At 65.9% G+C, this 1,414-nt stretch carries 1 protein-coding gene; it reads left to right on the top strand.

Translation table 11 applies throughout. The features are described 5' to 3' along the window. Window positions 1-61: 61 nt before the first annotated feature. A partial coding sequence (locus tag DIE17_RS36970) for an aspartate aminotransferase family protein (protein WP_148095675.1) occupies window positions 62-1,414 on the top strand: 1,353 nt, incomplete at its 3' end.

The raw sequence follows: 1,414 nt of genomic DNA, 5'->3' as shown, positions 1-1,414 counted from the left end.
CGCCATCTGCTGCTGCACGTCTGAGCGTGCACACGACCGAATACGGAATCACGGAGGAAACATGACGTACCGCAACGAATCTGCCTGGATCCAGCCGGCCGCGCCGGCCACCGCACCGCGCACGACGCAGGCACGCTCGACCGCCGAATACCGCGCGCTCGACGCCGCGCACCACATCCATCCGTTCTCGGACATGGGTGCGCTCAATCGCGCGGGCAGCCGCGTGATCGTGAAGGCCGACGGCGTCTATCTGTGGGACTCGGACGGCAACAAGGTCATCGACGGGATGGCCGGCCTCTGGTGCGTGAACGTCGGCTACGGCCGCAAGGAACTTGCCGATGCCGCATATCGCCAACTGCAGGAACTGCCGTTCTACAACACGTTCTTCAAGACCACGCACCCGCCGGTAATCGAACTGTCGGCGATGCTCGCCGAAGTGACGCCCGCGGGCTTCAATCACTTCTTCTATTGCAACAGCGGCTCGGAAGGCAACGACACCGTGCTGCGTCTCGTGCACCAGTACTGGCGCGTGCAGGGCAAGCCGCAGAAGAAATACGTGATCTCGCGCAGGAACGGCTATCACGGCTCGACGATCGCGGGCGGCACGCTCGGCGGGATGGGCTACATGCACGAGCAGATGCCGTCGAAGGTCGAGAACATCGTGCACATCGACCAGCCGTATTTCTTCGGCGAAGCACAAGCCGGCGAAACGCCCGAAGCGTTCGGCCTCGCGCGTGCGCAGCAGCTCGAGGCGAAGATCCTGGAGCTCGGCGCGGAGAACGTCGCGGCGTTCATCGGCGAGCCGTTCCAGGGCGCGGGCGGCGTGATCTTCCCGCCGTCGACGTACTGGCCGGAAATCCAGCGGATCTGCCGCAAGTACGACATCCTGCTCGTCGCCGACGAAGTGATCGGCGGCTTCGGCCGCACCGGCGAATGGTTCGCGCACCAGCACTTCGGCTTCGAGCCGGACCTGATCACGATGGCCAAGGGCCTGACCTCGGGTTACGTGCCGATGGGCGCGGTGGGTATCCATGAACGCGTTGCGCGCCCGATCATCGACAACGGCGAATTCAATCACGGGCTCACGTACTCGGGGCACCCGGTCGCGGCGGCGGTGGCGGTCGCGAACCTGAAGCTGCTGCGCGACGAAGGGATCGTCGAGCGCGTGAAGCACGACACGGGCCCGTACTTCCAGGCGCTGATGCGCGAAACCTTCGCGCGTCACCCGATCGTCGGCGAAGTGCACGGCCACGGGATGGTCGCGAGCCTGCAGCTCGCCGAGTCGCCGGCCGAGCGCCGCCGCTTCGCGAACGGCGGCGAGGTCGGCACGATCTGCCGCGACTTCTGCTTCAACGGCAACCTGATCATGCGCGCGACCGGCGACCGGATGCTGCTGTCGCCGCCGCTCGTGATT

It is taken from the genome of Burkholderia sp. Bp9099, assembly GCF_003857805.1.
Classification (GTDB): domain Bacteria; phylum Pseudomonadota; class Gammaproteobacteria; order Burkholderiales; family Burkholderiaceae; genus Burkholderia.
The sequence above is the reverse complement of the archived record's forward strand: the minus strand, read 5'-3'. Positions and strand labels throughout refer to the sequence as shown.